General features: G+C 59.3%; 12 protein-coding genes. 1 reads left to right on the top strand and 11 read right to left on the bottom strand.

From position 1 onward, the window contains the following. Positions 1 to 17 precede the first annotated feature (17 nt). From ACIOVB_RS04045 to tpx, 6 genes are all read right to left on the bottom strand, one after another. Positions 18 to 2,099, bottom strand: coding sequence for a putative bifunctional diguanylate cyclase/phosphodiesterase (locus ACIOVB_RS04045; protein ID WP_401265041.1), 2,082 nt, complete (start codon positions 2,097 to 2,099; stop codon positions 18 to 20). A 219-nt stretch (positions 2,100 to 2,318) separates the two neighbouring features. Next, positions 2,319 to 3,788: an efflux transporter outer membrane subunit gene (locus ACIOVB_RS04040; protein ID WP_401265039.1), complete on the bottom strand. Its 1,470-nt coding sequence runs from the start codon at positions 3,786 to 3,788 to the stop codon at positions 2,319 to 2,321. Continuing rightward, positions 3,785 to 6,892 (bottom strand): efflux RND transporter permease subunit, encoded by a 3,108-nt coding sequence (locus ACIOVB_RS04035; RefSeq protein WP_401265036.1) that lies wholly within the window; start codon positions 6,890 to 6,892, stop codon positions 3,785 to 3,787. The genes ACIOVB_RS04040 and ACIOVB_RS04035 overlap by 4 nt, the downstream gene beginning before the upstream one ends. A 136-nt stretch (positions 6,893 to 7,028) precedes the next feature. Next, positions 7,029 to 10,130: an MdtB/MuxB family multidrug efflux RND transporter permease subunit gene (locus tag ACIOVB_RS04030; RefSeq protein WP_401265033.1), complete on the bottom strand. Its 3,102-nt coding sequence runs from the start codon at positions 10,128 to 10,130 to the stop codon at positions 7,029 to 7,031. Continuing rightward, positions 10,127 to 11,434, bottom strand: a complete 1,308-nt coding sequence (locus ACIOVB_RS04025; RefSeq protein ID WP_401265030.1) for an MdtA/MuxA family multidrug efflux RND transporter periplasmic adaptor subunit — start codon at positions 11,432 to 11,434, stop codon at positions 10,127 to 10,129. Before ACIOVB_RS04025 ends, ACIOVB_RS04030 begins: the two co-directional genes overlap by 4 nt. Positions 11,435 to 11,624: 190 nt before the next feature. Then, positions 11,625 to 12,125, bottom strand: a complete 501-nt coding sequence (tpx, locus tag ACIOVB_RS04020; protein WP_187678297.1) for a thiol peroxidase — start codon at positions 12,123 to 12,125, stop codon at positions 11,625 to 11,627. 247 nt (positions 12,126 to 12,372) lie between these two features. Here tpx and ACIOVB_RS04015 point away from each other — a divergent pair, with 247 nt between their 5' ends. Then, the gene (locus ACIOVB_RS04015) at positions 12,373 to 12,798 is read left to right on the top strand and encodes a YciI family protein (protein WP_401265027.1); all 426 of its coding nucleotides are present in this window, start codon (positions 12,373 to 12,375) and stop codon (positions 12,796 to 12,798) included. A 126-nt stretch (positions 12,799 to 12,924) separates the two neighbouring features. Here the strand turns inward: ACIOVB_RS04015 and ACIOVB_RS04010 are convergent, their stop codons facing one another. From ACIOVB_RS04010 to ACIOVB_RS03990, 5 genes are all read right to left on the bottom strand, one after another. Beyond that, positions 12,925 to 13,128 carry a cold-shock protein gene (locus ACIOVB_RS04010; RefSeq protein WP_401265082.1) on the bottom strand — a complete coding sequence of 68 codons (204 nt, stop codon included), beginning with the start codon at positions 13,126 to 13,128 and terminating at the stop codon, positions 12,925 to 12,927. A 421-nt stretch (positions 13,129 to 13,549) separates the two neighbouring features. Beyond that, positions 13,550 to 14,221 (bottom strand): DUF3313 domain-containing protein, encoded by a 672-nt coding sequence (locus ACIOVB_RS04005; RefSeq protein ID WP_401265024.1) that lies wholly within the window; start codon positions 14,219 to 14,221, stop codon positions 13,550 to 13,552. A 311-nt stretch (positions 14,222 to 14,532) separates the two neighbouring features. Beyond that, complete coding sequence (locus tag ACIOVB_RS04000; RefSeq protein ID WP_401265021.1) at positions 14,533 to 15,507, bottom strand: hypothetical protein; 975 nt, start codon at positions 15,505 to 15,507, stop codon at positions 14,533 to 14,535. 141 nt (positions 15,508 to 15,648) lie between these two features. Beyond that, entirely contained in the window at positions 15,649 to 16,128 is a 480-nt protein-coding gene (locus ACIOVB_RS03995; protein WP_187678292.1) for a DUF934 domain-containing protein, read from the bottom strand. Continuing rightward, the gene (locus ACIOVB_RS03990) at positions 16,125 to 17,798 is read right to left on the bottom strand and encodes a nitrite/sulfite reductase (protein WP_401265019.1); all 1,674 of its coding nucleotides are present in this window, start codon (positions 17,796 to 17,798) and stop codon (positions 16,125 to 16,127) included. The genes ACIOVB_RS03995 and ACIOVB_RS03990 overlap by 4 nt, the downstream gene beginning before the upstream one ends. Positions 17,799 to 17,973: the final 175 nt, after the last annotated feature.

The raw sequence follows: 17,973 nt of genomic DNA, 5'->3' as shown, positions 1-17,973 counted from the left end.
GCTGATGGCGCGGTTTATCAGACTGTCGGCAGGCACTGTGCACTGACAATGTCCTGCATGAACTTGTCTGCCGGCTTCGGATACCCCAGCAGATACCCTTGCAGCGAATCACAGCCCAATTGCGTCAGGAAATCCTGCTGCGAACCCGTTTCCACGCCTTCAGCCACAATCCGCAGCCCCAGCGCCTGCCCCAACGCAACAATCGCCGACACGATGGCCGCATCGTCACTGTCATGCTCCAGATCCCGCACAAACCCACGGTCGATCTTCAGCTCATTGGCCGGCAAACGCTTGAGGTACATGAGGCTCGAGTAACCGGTACCGAAGTCATCAATGGACAGGTCGACACCCATGTCCGACAAATCCTGCAACACCGTCATGCTTGCATCGGCATCGCTCATTGCCGTGGTTTCGGTGATTTCCAGGGTCAGGCTATTCGCAGGTAAATGGTGCGTAGCCAAGGCTTTGGCAACACTTCGGACCAATCCGGCATGGCAGAACTGCAACGCCGAGAGGTTCACCGCGATACGCCAGTCGGTGTAGCCGAGCACGTACCACTCGCGCATCTGCCGGCAGGCTTCGTTGAGCACCCACTCGCCGATTGGAATGATCAGGCCGGTTTTCTCCGCCATATCGATAAACTTGTCCGGCATCAGCATGCCGTGGACCGGATGTTGCCAGCGCAACAACGCTTCGGCGCCCACCGGATGACCGCTGGCGGCGTCGAACTTGGGTTGGTAATGCAGGCTGAACTGGCTGTGCTCCAGTGCCGCGCGCAAGTCCTGCAACAGTTGCAGCTGTTTGCGTGCGTTGGTGTTCATCGACGCATCGAAGAAGCTGTAACCGTTCTTGCCGCCACCCTTGGCGTGATACATCGCCGCGTCGGCGTTCATCAGTAGTTCCGGGGCGTTCTGGCCATTGCCCGGATACAGGGCAATGCCGACGCTGGCGGATATCTGCAAGTCATGTTCGGCCACGCGGAACGGCTGCGCGATCAGGCTGACCTGGCGTGCAGCCAATCCCAATGCATCATCGGGCTCGGCCAGGCGCACCAGCAACACAAACTCATCGCCGCCGATGCGTGCCAGCGTGTCGAGGCTGCGCAAATCTTCGCGCAAGCGCACACCGACTTCGCGCAGCAGTTGATCGCCCATGTGATGGCCAAAAGCATCATTGACTGGTTTGAAGCCATCCAGATCAATGAACATCAAGGCAAAACAGCCGCCCTGCTCTTGGACTTTCTTGATTGCCTGATTGATCCGGTCGTCGAGCAGCATGCGGTTTGGCAAACCGGTCAGGGTGTCGTGCAGCGCCAGTTGCGTGAGTTCGCGGTTGGCCACCGTCAACGAGTGCGCCAGATCGGCGGTGCGCGCTTCAAGCCGTGCATCGAGGATTGAGGTCAACAAGGCAATCGTCAGCACCGCTAGCGTGGTGATCAGCACCAGGCTGTCCAGACCATTGCCCTTCAGACCATTGAGCGCAGCGCCGCAGAAACTGCCGTCAGGAAATTGCGCAGCGGCCATGCCGGTGTAATGCATGCCGACAATAGCGATGCCCATGATCACCGCAGCACCGGCGCGAATCAGGCGTACATAGGGCGAATGCTGGCGCAGGCGAAAAGCAATCCACAACGCCGCAGCCGAGGCACCGATGGCAATCAGTAACGAGGCGCCAAACAGCGTCGGGTCGTAATCGATCCCGGGCGTCATGCGCATCGCCGCCATGCCGGTGTAATGCATGGCACTGATACCGGCGCCCATGATCAGCGAGCCAAAAGCCAACTGCAAAATCGGCAATTTCGGCTGACTGACCAGCCACAAGGCAAAACCGCAGGACAGTACCGCGATCAACAGCGACAGCGCGGTGAGCGTGATGTCGTAGCCCAGAGAGATCGGCAACTTGAAGGCGAGCATGCCGATGAAGTGCATCGACCAGACACCCACACCCATGGCGAACGCGCCCCCGGCTGTCCAGAAATGCACGGCACGGCCCTTGGCTGTTGCAATGCGTCCGGTAAGGTCGAGGGCGGTGTAGGACGCGAGGATCGCTACACACAACGAAATGAAAACCAGGGTGGAGGAATAACTACCGATGAGCATGCGGATTCTCACGACTACCCAAACCGGATCGCGTCCATTCTCGGTCGGGCAAATGCGGCGATTGTACTGATTGCACAGCAGAACGCACTGACTAAGTAATCAAATTGCCATCAGTCCGATGAAACGCTTGTTTGATGGCCCGACAATGCTCTGAATTGGGACTATCCAGCGACAGAGCTGACGACAACTCGCTCCCACAGTTTTTGCGCTCGCGTTGCCTTAGCGTTTGTCACTCACGTCGAGCTGGCCATCCCAACCGCCGCCCAGCGCGGCAATCAATTGCACACTGGCAATCAAACGGTTCTGCAGAATAGTCAACACACTGCGCTCATTACTCAATGCCGTGGCCTGCACCACGACCACGTCGATGTAGGCAATCAGCCCGGCCTTGTACTGGTTTTCCGTCAGGCGCAAGGAATCGCGGGCAGCATCGAGGGCTTCCTGGCGTACCGCCGCTTCATCCTCATACACCTTGAGCTGCACCAGATAGTTTTCTACTTCGCGGAAACCGTCGAGCACGGTCTGCCGGTACTTGGCGACCGTCTGGTCGTACACCGCTTCAGTGCGGTCAACTTCCGCCGAACGGATACCGCCGTCGAACAGCGGCAAGGCCAGTTTTGGTCCGACGGACCAGAAGCGGTTCGGCAAACTGATCAGGTTTTGTGAGGTACTGCTGCTGTAACCGCCGCTCAGGCTCAGGGACAGATCAGGGTAGTACGCCGCTTTGGCCACACCGATATTGGCGTTGGCGGCGATCACCGAGCGCTCGGCCGAGGCGATGTCCGGACGGCGCTCCAGCAACTGCGACGGCAGGCTCAACGGCACCTGCGGCAGGTTCGGGATGGTCTGGGTTTCGGCGAGATTGAAGTCCGCTGGCGCCTGACCGGTCAGCACGGCAATGGCATTCTCGAATTGCGCGCGCTGCCAGATCAGATCGACCAGATCAGCCTGGGTGCTTTTCAGTTGCGTCTGCGCCTGCGCCACCGCGTCACGCCCGGAAACACCCGCGCGGTATTGGTTCTGGGTCATTTTCAGCGAGCGCTCATACGCCGCAACCGTCGCTTCGAGTAAACGCTTCTGCTGATCGATCACCCGCAGTTGCAGGTAGTTCTGCACCAGCTCCGATTGCTGACTCAAACGCATCGCGGCCAGATCGGCGAAACTCGCCTGTGCGCTAGCCTGATCGGCCTCAAGACCGCGACGCAACTTGCCCCAGACATCGGCTTCCCAACTCACGCCCAACTCCGCGCTGTAGGTGTCGCGAATGCCGCTGGAAGAACTGCTCAAACTCGAACTGCTGCTGCCGGTGCCTTGGCTGGAGCGGGTTTTTCCCACGCTCAGGTCGACGCTTGGGTAGAACGCCCCGCGCGCACTGCGGACGAGGGCCTGCGCCTGTCGAAACTGGGCTTCCGACTGGGCGACGGTCTGGTTGGAGCTGTTGAGTTTTTCGATCAGCCCGTTGAGTTGCTGATCGCCATACAACTCCCACCACGCGCCACGCGCCAGCGAATCGCTCGGGTTAGCTTGACGCCAGCCTTCAGCTTCCTTGTATTGAGGAATTTCAGCCGTCTGCGGGCGCTGGTAGTCCGGGCCGACGGCGCAGGCACTGAGCATTGCCACGCACAGCGACAGGCTCAACAGACGCGAGCCGCGAACAGTGGCCAGATTGAAAAGCGAACGGTCAGTCATAGCGGAGTTTCCAGAGCAGCGTCAGTACGCACGCCACGCCATTTGTTGAAACGATGGCGAAGCTTGTCGAGATAGAGGTAGACCACCGGGGTGGTGTAAAGCGTCAGCACCTGGCTGAAAACCAGTCCGCCGATGATGGTCAGGCCCAATGGCTGGCGCATTTCCGCGCCTTCCGCCCGGCTGAGCAGCAACGGCAAGGCACCGAGGATGGCCGCCAATGTGGTCATCAGAATGGGGCGCAGACGTTGCAGGCAGGCACTGCGGATCGATTCCAGCGGCGACATGCCCTGATGCCGTTCCAGTTGCAGTGCGAGGTCGATCATCAGGATCGCGTTTTTCTTCACCACCCCGATCAGCAGGAACAGCCCGAGTAACGAGATCAGGCTGAATTCGCCGCCCAATGCATAGATCGACAGCAATGCGCCGACACCGGCCGACGGCAGCGTCGACAGAATCGTCAGCGGATGAATGTAGCTTTCATACAGCACGCCCAACACCAGATACACCGCCAACAGCGCGCCAAGAATCATGAACGGCTGGCTCTTCTGGGTCGCGGCGAACGCATCGGCAGTACCGGCCATTTTCGCGATCACGTCTTCCGGCAAGCCGAGCTTGGCAATCGCCCGCTCGATGGCGGCACTGCCCTGCTCTACCGTCACGCCTTCAGCCATGTCGAAAGAAATATCTTCCGAGGCGAACTGGCCTTCGTGGCTGACGCGATCGTCCTCCAGGCTGCTCTCATAGTGAGCGATGGTCGATAGCGGAATCCGTGCGCCGTCGGCGGTGATCACCTGGACTTGCTTGAGGGTAATCGGATCCTGGGCGTATTTCGGATTGACCTCCATCACCACTTGGTACTGGTTCAGGCTGTCGTAGATCGTTGAAATCTGCCGCTGGCTGTAAGCGTTGTTCAGCACCGCAGTCACCATGCTCATGTCCACCCCCAGACGCTTGGCCTGATCGCGGTCGACAATCAAAGTCACCTGCTGCGCGCCTTTGCCTTCACGGGCATCAATGGCCGTCAACTCCGGCAACGCCCGCAACGCGGCGACCACTTTCGGGTACCACTCACGCAACTCGCCAAGATCACCGCTTTGCAGGATGTAGCTGTACTGCGAAGTGGTCTGCTCGCGACCACCGCCAAACTGCAGATCCTGGTCGGCCATCAGCATCAATTGTGCGCCGGCCACCTTAGGCATTTCCTTGCGCAGGCGCTCGATGACTTTCTGTGCCGACAACTGGCGGTCCTTGATCGGCTTCAGACGTACCAGCATGAAGGCGTTGTTGGTGCCGTTGGTGCCGCCGATGAACCCGGCGACGCTTTCCACCGCCTCGTCCTTGAGCACGGCGCGGCGGAAGGTTTCCATTTTCGGCTGCATCACGCTGAACGACAGGCCGTCGTCTCCGCGCACGAAACCGATCAACTGGCCGGTATCCTGCTGCGGCATGAAAGTCTTCGGTACCACCACATAGAGCGCGACGTTGACGCCAACGGTGATGAACAGGCTGAGCAACGTCAGGCGGCGGTGACGCAGCACCCAGTCGAGGCTGGTGGCGTACTTGGCCACCATCCAGTCGTTGGTCTTGCGACTCCAGCGTTGCAGACGGTTTTCCTGCCCCGGCGTATGCGGCTTGAGCCAGCGGGCGCAGAGCATCGGCGTCAGCGTCAGCGAAACCACCAGCGAGACCACAATGGCCGCAGCCAGCGTGATGGAGAATTCGCGGAACAAACTCTCGACAATCCCGCCCATAAACAGAATCGACAGGAACACTGCGACCAGCGAGACGTTCATCGATAACAAGGTAAACCCGACTTCCTTGGCCCCCAGATACGCGGCCTGCATCGGTTTGACGCCTTCGTCGATGTGCCGCGAAATGTTCTCCAGCACCACGATGGCGTCGTCCACCACCAGACCGGTGGCGAGAATCAGCGCCATCAGTGACAGGTTGTTCAGTGAGAAGCCATAGAGGTACATCACCGCGAAAGTACCGACCAGCGACACCGGCACCGCCAATGTCGGAATCAGCGAGGCGCGGAAGTTACCGAGAAACAGGAACACCACCAGAATTACCAGTGCCACGGCGATCAACAGGGTCATCTCGGCTTCGTGCAACGTTGCCTTGATCACCGGCGAACGGTCCATCGCCAGATTCAGCTTCACGCTGGCCGGCAGCACCGCTTGCAGCGCAGGCAGTTGCGCCTTGATCTCGTTGACCGTCTCGATAATGTTGGCCCCGGCCTGGCGGTTGATCACCAGCAGCACCGCCGCGTCGTCGTTGAAGAAACCGCTGTTGTAGCGGTCTTCGACGCCGTCGCTGACCTTGGCCACGTCCTTCAGGCGCAACGCGGCACCGTCGGCGTAATGGATGATCAGCGATTCATAATCCTTGGCTTTCTCCAACTGGTCGTTGGCCTGGATCTGCCACAAGCGCTGGCCGTCCTCGACCGAGCCCTTGGGCCGGCGCACGTTGGCATCGGCGATGGTCTTGCGCACATCATCGAGCGCCACGCCGTACTGGTTCAGGGCCTGCGGTTCGAGTTCGATACGCACGGCCGGCAACGAACTGCCGCCGATCTGCACCTCACCGACACCCTGAACCTGCGACAGACTCTGCGACAGGATGGTCGACGCCAAGTCGTAGAGCTGACCTTTTTCCAGCACATCCGAAGTCAACGACAGCACCATGATTGGCGCCTGCGACGGGTTGACCTTCTTGTAGGTCGGCATGCTGCGCATCCCGCTCGGCAGCAGGTTGCGCGAAGCGTTGATCGCCGCCTGCACTTCCCGCGCCGCGCCGTTGATGTCACGGTCGAGGTCGAATTGCAGAATGACCCGGGTTGAACCCTGACTGGAGCGGCTGCTCATGGTGTTGACGCCGGCAATGGCACCGAACGAACGCTCCAGCGGCGTGGCCACCGTGGAGGCCATGACCTCCGGGCTGGCGCCAGGCAGGCTCGCCTGCACGACGATCACCGGGAAGTCCATCTGCGGCAACGGTGAAACCGGCAGCAGACCGAAGCTGACACCGCCCAACAGCATGATCGCCAGGCTCAGGAGCATGGTTGCTACCGGGCGCTTGATGAAAGGACCGGAGAGGTTCATTGACCGCAATCTCCGAATTCACACCACTCCCCTGGAGGAGTGAGCCTGCTCGCGATAGCGGTGTATCTGTTCGCATGGATGTTGCAGGTGCCGGCCTCATGGCGAGCAGGCTCACGCCTACAGGTTTTGCGCTGCGTCATACCACCACCTCTTCGGTGTCGGCATTGGTTTTGCCAAAGCGACGGCCCAAACGGTCGAAGTACAGGTAAATCACCGGCGTGGTAAACAGCGTCAACACCTGACTCATCAACAACCCGCCAACCATCACCAGACCCAACGGTTGACGCAACTCAGCCCCGGAACCGGTGGCCAGCATCAATGGCACCGCGCCGAACAGCGCGGCCAACGTGGTCATCAGAATCGGCCGGAAACGCAGCAGGGCCGCTTGATAGATCGCCTCCTCCGGCGCCATGCCCTGGTTGCGTTCAGCGTCGAGGGCGAAGTCGATCATCATGATCGCGTTTTTCTTGACGATACCGATCAAGAGAATGATGCCGATGATCGCGATCATGCCCAGGTCATTGCCGCTGAGCAGCAATGCCAGCAACGCGCCAACCGCCGCCGATGGCAGAGTCGAGAGAATGGTGATCGGGTGGATGTAGCTCTCGTAAAGCACGCCGAGCACGATGTACATGGTCACCACCGCCGCCAGAATCAGCAGCAAGGTGCTCGACAGCGACGCTTGAAAAGCTTCGGCCGCGCCCTGGAACTGGGTCTGCACGCCGACCGGCATGCCGATGTCTTTCTGCACTTGTTCGATGACGTCCACCGCATGCCCCAGCGCCACGCCCGGTGCGAGGTTGAACGACATCATCACCGCCGGGAACTGACCGATATGAGTGATCGCCAGTTGCGCCTGGCGTTCCTCGACACGGGCCAGACTCGACAGGCGCACCTGCGCGCCGTCAGTGGTCTTGACGTGAATCTGATCCAGCGCCTGCGGGCCGATTCTTTCCCCCGCCTGCGCCTGCAGCACCACGCGGTACTGGCTGGCCTGGGTGTAGATGGTCGAAATCTGCCGCTGACCGAAGGCGTCGTACAGCGCATCGGTGATGTTCGCCACCGAAACGCCGAGGCGCGAGGCCGCATCGCGGTCGATCACCAGATACACCTGCAAGCCCTTGTCCTGCAAATCACTGGCGACGTCGGTCAGTTCCGGGCGCTGTGCCAGCGCTTCGACCAACCGCCCGCTCCACTGGCTGAGCAGTTCTGAATCCGGCGACGACATGCTGAACTGGTATTGAGTACGGCTGACGCGGTCTTCGATGGTCAGGTCCTGCACCGGTTGCATGTACAGACGAATGCCGACCAGTTTGTCCAGTTGCGGTTGCAGTCTCGCGATCACCTCGGTGGCGCTGAGATCACGCTCGCCATGGGGCTTGAGATTGATCAGCAGGCGGCCGCTGTTGAGCGTGGCGTTGTCACCATCGACGCCGATGTAGGACGACAGGCTTTGCACTGCCGGGTCTTCAAGAATGACCTTGGCCAACGCCTGCTGACGCTCGCCCATGGCGGCGAAGGAAATCGACTGCGGCGCTTCGGAAATGCCCTGAATCACCCCGGTGTCTTGCACCGGGAAGAAGCCTTTTGGCACGACCATATAAAGGAACACGGTCAGCGCCAGTGTGCCAATGGCTACCAGCAGGGTCAGCGGCTGATGCTTGAGTACCCACTGCAAACCGCGACCATATTTCGCAATCATCCAGTCGATGCACGCGCCGCTGGCCCGGTAGAAACGGCCCTGTTCGTGCTCTTCGGGTTCGCGCTTGAGCAGACGCGCGCACATCATTGGCGTCAGGGTCAGCGACACCACGAGGGAAATCAGGATCGCCACTGCCAGCGTAATGGCGAATTCGCGGAACAGGCGCCCGACCACATCGGCCATGAACAGCAGCGGGATCAGCACCGCAATCAGCGACAGGGTCAGGGAAATCAGGGTGAAGCCGATCTGTCTGGCGCCCTTGAGCGCCGCTTGCATCGGACTGTCGCCCTCCTCGATGAAGCGCGAGATGTTTTCCAGCATCACGATGGCATCGTCGACCACAAAACCGGTGGCGATGGTCAACGCCATCAGGGTCAGGTTGTTGACCGAGAACCCGGCGAGGTACATCACGCCGAAGGTGCCGATCAGCGACAGCGGCACCGCCACGGAAGGAATGATCGTCGCGCTGAAACGGCGCAGGAACAGGAAGGTCACCATCACCACCAGCGCGATGGCGATCAGCAACTCGTGCTGCACGTCGGTGACCGAGGCACGAATGGTCTGGGTGCGGTCGGTCAGCACGGTGACATCAAGACCGGCCGGCAGGTTGTCGGTGATGCTCGGCAGCAAGGCCTTGATCCGATCGACCACTTCAATCACGTTGGCGCCAGGTTGACGCTGAATGTTGAGCAAAACCGCCTGATTCTGGTTGGCCCACGCGGCAAGGCGTTCGTTCTCGGCACCGTCGACGATCTCCGCGACATCCTTGAGCCGCAGCGGTGCGCCATTCTTGTAGGCGAGGATCAGGTTGGCGTAGTCCTTGGGCGACGTCAGTTGATCGTTGGCGTCGAGCATCGACACCCGCGTCGGGCCGTCGAAGTTACCCTTCGGCTGGTTGACGTTGGAGGCGCTGATCAACGTGCGCACATCCGACAGGTTCAGGCTGTTGGCGGCCAGGGCCTCCGGGTTGACCTTGATCCGCACGGCCTGACGCTGGCCGCCGGCAATGCTGACCATGCCGACGCCACTGATCTGGGCGATTTTCTGCGCCATGCGCGTATCGACCAGATCATTGAGCTTGGGCAGGAGCATGGTTTTCGAAGTGATGGCCAAGGTCAGCACCGGGGTATCCGCCGGGTTGACCTTGTTGTACACCGGCGGCGCCGGCAAATCGGTCGGCAACAGATTGGTCGCGGCGTTGATCGCGGCTTGCACCTGTTGCTCGGCGACGTCCATGTTGATGTCGAGGCTGAACCGCAGGGTCAGTACCGAAGCACCGCCGGAACTGGTCGAGGCCATTTGCGTCAGGCCCGGCATCTGCCCGAACTGGCGCTCAAGGGGCGCGGTCACGGCACTGGTCATCACGTCCGGGCTGGCGCCGGGATACAGGGTCATGACGCGGATGGTCGGGTAATCAACCTGAGGCAACGCCGACACTGGCAACAAGCGATAAGCGATCAGGCCGGCCAGGATAATGGCCAGCATGCTCAGGGTGGTGGCTACCGGACGGAGGATGAACAGCCGCGAAATGTTCATGCGCCCTTCTTGGCCTTGTCGGTGACAGCGGCGTCAGTCGGGGTGGCGGCGGACTTGCCTTGCAGGTGTTCGGTCGGCGTGGTTGGCACCTGGTTGCTGTCGTTGACCACTTCCACTTCGCTGCCTTCCTTGAGGCGGTCGGTGCCTTCCAGCACCACGCGATCGCCGGCGGCCAAGCCCTCGGTGATTACAGTGTTCTCGCCGTCACTGGCGCCGATCTTCAACGGGCGGATGGTGACTTTCTTGTCGCCTTCAAGCGCGTAGACAAAAGTGCCGTTGGTGCCGAACTGAATGGCGGCGGACGGTGCCAGCACCACGCCTTTGAGGGTGTCGGCCAGCAGGTGTACGTTGACGAACTGATTGGGGAACAGCGACTGATCGCGGTTTTCGTAACGCGCCTTGAATTTCAATGTGCCGGTGGCCACATCGATCTGGTTGTCGAGACTTTGCAGCACACCGGTCGCTTGCAGTTTGCTGTCGCCACGATCCCAGGCTTCGGCCGGCAGTTTGGCGCCGCTGCGATAGCGGGCGAGCACGGTTTCGAGGCTGTTTTCCGGCAGGGTAAATGCAACGCTGATCGGCTGGGTCTGGGTGATCACCGCGATGAACGTGGTGTCATTGGCCGTTACAAGGTTGCCCACGTCGACCTGACGCAGACCGACGCGACCGGCAATCGGCGCGCGGATCCTGGTGAATTCGAGATTGAGCTTGGCGTCGTTGACCGCCGCCTGATTGGTCTTGACCGTGCCCAGATACTGGCCGACCAGCGCTTCGGCGGTGTCCAGGGTCTGTTTGGCGATGCTGTCTTCCTTGTACAGCCCGCGATAACGCTCGACATCGACCTGTGCGTTTTTCAGTTGCGCCTGATTCTGCAACAAGGTGCCTTCAGCTTGAAGCAAGGCGTTCTGGTACGGGCGCGGATCGATCTCTGCCAGCAAGTCGCCAGCCTTGACCATCTGCCCCTCTTCGAAATTGATCTTGACCAGCTCACCACCCACCCGGCTGCGCACGTTGATGGTGTTGAGTGCAGTCACGGTGCCCAGCGCCTTGTAATACAGCGGGAAGTCGCCCGTGACGGCCGGCGCCACCCGCACCGGAATCGGCCCGGTGCCGCCACCGAAGCCCGGTCGCATCATCCCCGAACGCCCGGCATGCCCGGCCGCTGCCTTGTCGGCGCCCTCTTTCTGGGCTGAACCGGCAGGCCAGAATTTCCAGCACAGGACGGCGATAACCAACAAGACAAGCAGGCTGATCAGCCAGCGACGGGAGTTGCGTGGGGACGATTGCATGGAGTGATTAACCATTGGGCGCGTGGGCTTCTTTTACGGGAGGCTGAACGATAAGCACTGATGGGGATTAAGCAAAGCAGCTTTACCGGCTATTTACCTTCAACTTACGTTTCAAGGTGTGTGAGGCAAAACACTGATACACAAATGAAAACGGCCTGGACAGGGCCAGGCCGTTAACAATTGTAAAGCGCTTGTTTCAGAACACTTACTTCAAGACGGCAAGTGCCGCTTCGTAATCAGGCTCTTCAGCGATTTCCTTGACTAATTCGCTGTGCAGGACGTTGTCGTTTTCGTCCAGCACCACAACGGCACGGGCGGTCAGGCCTTTCAGCGGGCCGTCAGCAATGGCCACACCGTAATTCTCGATGAACTCGGCACCGCGCAGGGTCGACAGGTTCTGTACGTTGTCCAGACCTTCAGCGCCGCAGAAACGCGCCTGAGCGAACGGCAGGTCAGCCGAAATGCACAGCACCACGGTGTTGCTGATGTCGTTGGCCTGAGCGTTGAACTTACGCACGGAGGTCGCGCAGGTCGGGGTGTCGACGCTTGGGAAGATGTTCAGCACTTTGCGCTTGCCGGCAAAGTCTTTCAGGGTGACGTCGGACAGATTGCCGGCAACCAGAGAAAAGGCTGGCGCCTTGGAACCGGCTTGTGGCAACTGGCCGTTGACTTGAACCGGATTGCCTTTAAGGGTGACTTGAGCCATGACTTGAGTCCTTCTGAACGTTGTTTTAGAAAATCACGCAAGGGCCGAAGTTAACCACGAAATTGTTCGACAACCTATGCTTTGACCGAAATTGTCATGTACCGAAACGCAAAACTGCATACAACTGCAAGTCCTGCGGGATCTTCGCGGACTTCGGGTCTGCATCATTTATTTAGAGTCCCTGTCGATTCGTGATGTGCCCATTCGACTAAGCAGTGAATCCCCCACACTCCACGGAGTTACCACTATGCGATTCATGATCCTCGTAAAAGCCAGCGCCGATTCCGAGGCCGGCATCATGCCCAGCGAAGAACTGCTTACCGCCATGGGCAATTTCAACGAAGAACTGGTCAGGGCCGGCATCCTGGTCGCGGCAGACGGCCTGCACCCGAGCAGCAAAGGCGCCCGCGTGCAATTCTCGGGTGATAAACGCACGGTAATCGACGGCCCCTTCATCGAAACCAAAGAGCTGGTGGCCGGTTACTGGATCTGGGACGTGAAGTCGAAAGAAGAAGCCATCGAATGGGTCAAGCGTTGCCCCAACCCGATGCCGGGCACGGACTCTGATATCGAGATTCGCCAGATATTTTCCGCCGAGGATTTCGGCACCGAATTCACTCCGGAACTGCGGGAGCAGGAGGAACGCGTTCGCGAGCAGGCCAAGAAGTCCTGACCGCCCCCGCAACGCGCTCAACTGTAGGAGCTGTCGAGTGATAGGAGGCTACGATCTTTTGATCTTGCATCTAAAAATCAAGATCAAAAGATCGCAGCCCGCGGCAGCTCCAAAAAAAGTTGCTGTTCAGATGAGCTGTATGTTTTCAGCTTGTTTGCCTTTGGGGCCTTGCGCTACCTCGAACGAAACTTTTTGACCCTCTTGAAGCGATTTGAACCCTGCACTTTGAATCGCAGAGAAATGCGCAAAAAGATCCTCCCCGCCGTCATCCGGCGTGATAAAGCCAAACCCCTTTGAATCGTTAAACCACTTCACCGTTCCCGTTGCCATATTTGCCTTCCCGTTGCTGGTCTGCACACAAGCCAAATAATCTTGCGCGTCGCCCAACAATCAAACACCCACCCTCCCATTCCAACAACTGTCAAACCTGACAGGGTGTAAATATCTACAGCCCCACCCGCCCTGCGCTGGCCAAGCCCCGATTAGCTGCTAGCTTCAATCGAAGGTGTCCTGAAGGCTTTGGTAAAAACAGGATTTCTTATCAGCGGCACAGGCGTGCCGGCATCGACAATGCACACCAGAGAATCGTGACGTCATGGCGAAGAAAATGAGAATGCATGCATGGCTATTGGCGGCGGCACTTTTGCCGGCGATGACGTTTGTCAGTTGTGGCGTCGGTGCTTGAGTCTCGGATCCCAAGCCCTTAGGCATTGCCTCAGATCACGCCTGAGGCAACGCCTGCAGCATTGGCTTATTTGGACTTGAGCTTGAGATAAGACTGGTTCAGATCCGACGCCCAGCCATCGATCACGTTTTTCACGTCATCAGCCTTCATCACCTGCGATTCGTTTGCCAGCGGCTTGCCGGTGCCTTTGCGTACTACCTGAGCAACCACTTTGTTGTTGCCGCCATCAAGGAACACCGCCTCGGTGGCCAGGGTGGTTTCCTGATCACGAATGCCGCTGGCTGTGCTGACAGCCGCAGCCAGCAGCGCAACAGGGATCACTTCATAGGGTTTGAGGCCTTCGGTCTTGCTGCTGACGGCGGTGATCGCCGCACGCACCACCATCACACCGGGGCCTGGCCCGTTGGCCAATGGCAAAGACTTGCCGATTTCACGTTTGAGTGCCTGATCGTAGTAGCTGGTGATGCCGTTGAGAGTCTGCTGTGGAATCTTTGTGGTCGGTTGCGGCTGTGGATAGAGCTGGGTCGGTTCGATATAGACGCTGGTGAATTTATTGATGTCGGCTTTGGGGTCGATCCAACGCATTACCTCAGCACCGGAGGGTGACTTGGCCTCCTTGAGTTGGCTGTAGTCCTTGAGAAACCCGGAATACTCATCGGGAGCAACGGTTTTGCTGGAACAACCCACCAGTGCGAGAGTGGCAATGCACAGTGTGCCCATCATTACTGCTGGCTTCATGCTGTAACTCCTGTCAGAAGGCCTGGGTTTATTGCGTAGGGGGGAGTTACAGGTATAGCTAAAACCTGAGCATTTGCGATGGCAAAACATAATCTTCACCCAAGGCTGGGCGGCGCATCACAACGGCCGAAGGCGCAGGTGCTGTTACGGGGGAGGAAGAGGATGACTGGGGGGCGATCCGGCGTTGAAATAATTCCTGCTCCGCTACCTGCGGTGCCCCGTGCAGGAGCTGCCGCAGGCTGCGATCTTTTGATTGCAAAGACCAAGATCAAAAGATCGCAGCCTACGGCAGCTCTTACAGGGTAAGTGGTTTACCAGGAAGACGTCTCGCCACTACGAAGCTTTATCTCGCGCCGGGTATTGGCGCGCATTGCCTTGTACAACGACACCGTCCCAACCAACAAAATCGCCGCACCAAACAGGAAGTCGATGTTGTACAGCCGGAAGTCCTCCACCGGCCCGATCAACAGCACTCGGACCAGCGCAACGCCCATCAAAGTGGCAAGGAAGTCGATCCCCGGCTCTTCGCGATAGAACACCAGCATCAACGGCAGGCACAGCACCAGCAGCGTCAACAACACGACGACCTTGAACGACCCCTTGCGCTCGACGCTGAACGCGCATTCGTGCGGGCCGTAGGCCTTGTAGTCTTCGTCGCGGATCATCGAGGTTTTCTCGTTGATGTAATCGACGCGGTTGTACTTCTGGATCGGTGTGAAGGTGTTGGACATCTCCATCAGCGTGGTGATGTTCTTGAAGCGCAGGTCGATGCGCTCGCTGCCCTTGAGGTAATAGAGCACCGGTTTGTAGCCATAGCGGTAAGTGTCGAACGGAAACTCGGCGACTTGGCCCTGAACGCCGATCGGGCGAGGCTCAAGGTCGGCGTAGGCACTTTTGTTGGTGGCCGAGAGATTGCGGCTCAGTGGCTGAACCTTGACCTGCTCGAGGAAGATTGGCGTGACGCCATAGGACCACTGCAACGGTTCCAGACGCAGGCGCAATTCGTTGCGGCTCAGGTCATAACGGTTGAAGGTGCGTTCGGACACCACCAGCGAACCGCTGAGCATGAACTCGCCGCGCAGGTTGTTGGTGACACGCAAGGTCAGTTGATCCTTGCCCAGCAACGCCGCTTCGTTGGTCGGCGGAGTGCCGCACCACGCAGTGCTTTGGCCGGCCCCGCCAAGTTGGCCGTCGCGGTTTTCCTTGAATACATAAAAGTAACTGGCCCACAGCGTCAGCATCAAAAGCAACGCGGTGAGGCCCAGGATTTTCTTGCCCGGACTCACTGATCAGACTCCCTTCTTCGGTTCCATCGGCCAGCCGAAAACCCGCTGGCGACGGCGACTCTACCAAAAGGCCAGCATCGACCCAAGGAAAAATCCCCGATTCGTCGGCGCTCTAAGGGTTTCCCCTGCACTGGCAAAGGGTTAGCGGCGGCGGAATAACGGCCTTGGCTCGATCACCGAGCGCCCATACAGCACGCTCATCCCCGCCAGTCCTTTGAGTGCATCTTCGGCCGACTTGTCTTCGCGCACGGCAAAACTGTCGAAACCGCATTGGCGCATATGGCTGAGTTGATCACGCAACACATCGCCAATCGCGCGCAACTCCCCTGCCCAACCGAAACGGCTGCGCAGCAGGTACGCCTGACTGTAGGCACGGCCGTCGCGAAAACTCGGGAAGTCCAGCGCGATCAGCGGCAGCGATGCCAGCCACGGAATCAGGCTTTCAACCTCATCGTCCGGCCCCAGCCACACCGCGTGGGTGGACGGCGATTCCAGCCAATGGGCGAGCGGCAGAATCAACAACCCTGCGGGCCTTGGCGTCGACGGCTCACGCACCAGCATCCACGGATCATCCCTTTCAATCCGCGCCACGCCCTGCTCAAGTCGCAACAGATTGTTCATGCCGATACCTCCAGCGCCTTCGGATAGACCCGCTCCTTGAACGGCTCCAGGCCGATACGTGTCAACGTATCGACAAACAATTCCTCGCTCTCGCGATAGCGCACGAAGGTACCGATGATCCGCTCGATCACCTGCGGCACTTCGGCGGCGCTGAAGGATGGGCCGATGACTTTACCCAGCGCGCTGTGCTTGCCCTGCGCGCCACCGAGGGTGATCTGGTACCACTCGCTGCCGTTCTTGTCGACGCCGAGGATGCCGATATTGCCAATGTGGTGATGACCGCAAGCGTTCATGCAGCCGGAGATGTTCAGGCTGATGTCACCCAGATCATGCAGGTAATCGAGATTGTCGAAGCGCGCCTGAATCGCCTGGGCGATCGGGATCGACTTGGCATTGGCCAGTGCGCAGAAATCCCCACCAGGGCAGGCAATGATGTCGGTCAACAAGCCGACGTTGGCCGTCCCCAGATTCAGCTCACACGCCAACTGCCACAGCGCATATAGATCGGCTTTCGGCACATCGGGCAGGACGATGTTCTGCTCATGGGCGATGCGAATCTCGCCGAAACCGAAACGCTCCGACCAGTCAGCGACCGCAAGCATCTGCAAGCCGGTGACATCTCCCGGCGGCGCGGCCAGGCCCGGTTTGGTCGACAGCACGACGCTGGTGTAACCCTGCACCTTATGCGGCTGCACGTTACGCGCCACCCAACGGGCGAACGCCGGGCTCTCGGCCAGGTGCGTGCCGAAGTCCAGATCGGTATCGGCCAGCGTGCGATAGGTCGGCGGCACAAAAGCGCTGGCGACCCGTTGATACTCGTCGACGGTCAGTTGCGCCGGGCCGTCCTTGAGGTGTTGCCATTCCTCTTCGACTTCCTTGGCGAACGCCTCGATGCCCAGCGCCTTCACCAAAATCTTGATCCGCGCCTTGTACTTGTTGTCGCGCCGGCCATGGCGGTTGTAGACCCGCAACACCGACTCGACGTAGGACAACAAGTGCTGCCACGGCAAACCTTCGCGAATCTGTAAACCGAGGATCGGCGTGCGCCCCAAGCCACCACCTACGATCACCCGCAGGAGCATTTGCCCATCGCGGCCGGGGTAAAGATAGAGGCCGATGTCGTGCATCATGATCGCTGCCCGATCCTGCTTGGCCGAGCAGATGGCGATCTTGAATTTGCGTGGCAGAAACAGGAATTCAGGGTTGATCGTCGACCATTGCCGCAGGATCTCTGCCAGCGGGCGCGGGTCGATCATTTCGTCCGCCGCGACCCCGGCAAACGCTTCAGTGGTGATGTTGCGTACGCAGTTGCCGGAGGTCTGGATCGCATGCATGTTGACCTGGGCCAGGCGTTCGAGGATGTCCGGCACCTCGCTCAGCTCAATCCAGTTGAACTGCATGTTTTGCCGCGTGGTGAAGTGGCCGTATCCGCGGTCGTAGTCGCTGGCGATGCTCGCCAGCGTGCGCATCTGTTCGGCGTTCAGCGTGCCGTAGGGAATGGCCACCCGCAGCATGTAGGCGTGCTTTTGCATGTACAGACCGTTTTGCAGACGCAGCGGCAGGAACTCCTCCTCACTCAACTCTCCCGCCATGAAGCGCTCGACCTGATCGCGGAATTGCGCGACGCGCTCGAACACCAGTGCGCGGTCGTAATCGTCGTATTGATACATGCTACTGCCCTCATCAATTTTCTGTGGGAGCGAGCCTGCTCGCTCCCACAGTTTTGTAACTGCACTATGACCTTGCAGCGCAGCACGCAACAGATTCACCTGAATGTATAAAAACCATATCAGGACGCGGCAGAACGCCGCAGGCAGCACTTCAATCTGATCCGCACAAATGAAA

Source organism: Pseudomonas sp. NPDC087639, assembly GCF_044743385.1.
In the GTDB taxonomy this organism is placed as follows: domain Bacteria; phylum Pseudomonadota; class Gammaproteobacteria; order Pseudomonadales; family Pseudomonadaceae; genus Aquipseudomonas.
This window is presented reverse-complemented; position numbering and strand designations above follow the sequence as displayed.